1 protein-coding gene is annotated in these 1,175 nt (G+C 52.1%); it reads left to right on the top strand.

Annotated elements, in window-relative coordinates; genetic code table 11:
* Positions 1–199: 199 nt before the first annotated feature.
* Positions 200–1,075: a phosphoribosylaminoimidazolesuccinocarboxamide synthase gene (locus tag QVO43_RS09215; RefSeq protein ID WP_022488227.1), complete on the top strand. Its 876-nt coding sequence runs from the start codon at positions 200–202 to the stop codon at positions 1,073–1,075.
* Positions 1,076–1,175 lie beyond the last annotated feature (100 nt).

The raw sequence follows: 1,175 nt of genomic DNA on the forward strand, positions 1-1,175 counted from the left end.
GTGGGTTAGCAGCGCCAGCTGCGTTTCCATTCCATTCCACTTAATCACCTACTCACTTACCCACTTACCCACCTCCCCATTCCGTACCATATGAAACAAACATTCCCACCCATAATGAGAAAATTATTCGACGAAATCCCCTGGCTGTGATATGATAGGGATACAGGATTTTACTGTCTATATTCAAGGAGGATGGATCATGCAGGAATACAAACCCGTTAAATCTGGGAAAGTTCGTGAAATCTACGATCTGGGCGACAGCCTGATCATGGTGGCTTCTGACCGGATCTCCGCGTTCGACCACATTCTGAAAAACACCATTACCGACAAAGGGGCCGTCCTGACCCAGATGTCCAAATTCTGGTTCGACTATACCAAAGACATCATCCCCAACCACATGATCAGTGTGGACCCGGCGGATATGCCTGAATTCTTCCGGACTCCGGAATTTGCCGGCAAGAGCATGAAATGCCGGAAACTGAACATGATCCCTGTGGAATGCATCGTCCGGGGCTACATCACCGGCAGCGGCTGGGAATCCTACAAGGAAAACGGCACCGTCTGCGGCATCAAAATGCCCGAAGGGCTGAAGGAATGCCAGAAGCTCCCTGAACCTCTCTTCACCCCCAGCACCAAAGCAGAACTGGGCGACCATGACGAAAACATCACCGAAGAACAGTGCGTCACCTACCTGGAAAAGATCTTCCCGGGGAAAGGGGCCGAATACACCAAGGCCATCAAGGACGCCACCATCGCCCTGTACAAGAAATGCGCCGACTATGCCTATGAAAGAGGCATCATCATCGCCGACACCAAATTCGAATTCGGCCTGAACGAAAAAGGCGAAGTGGTCCTGGGTGACGAAATGCTCACTCCCGACAGCTCCCGGTTCTGGCCCCTGGCAGGCTACGAAGCCGGCAAGAGCCAGCCTTCCTACGACAAACAGTTCGTCCGTGACTGGCTGAAGGCCCATCCCAACAGCGACTACCTGCTGCCCCAGGATGTAATCGACAAGACCATCGCCAAATACAAAGAAGCCTACGAAATGCTCACCGGAAAGAAGTTCGGGGAGTAATTGGAAAAAAGGCGCTGCGGAAGCAGCGTCTTTTTTTGTCAGCATTCAATGGCCGAAGGAAACCATCTGCCAAGGGCAGATGCTGCTGAATGGAAACGCA

It is taken from the genome of Acidaminococcus sp. CAG:542, assembly GCF_000437815.1.
In the GTDB taxonomy this organism is placed as follows: domain Bacteria; phylum Bacillota; class Negativicutes; order Acidaminococcales; family Acidaminococcaceae; genus Acidaminococcus.

What these genes read in the sequence shown, in the direction of transcription:
- QVO43_RS09215 (WP_022488227.1), top strand. Translation starts at nt 200, where the DNA reads ATGCAGGAATACAAACCCGTTAAATCTGGGAAAGTTCGTGAAATCTAC.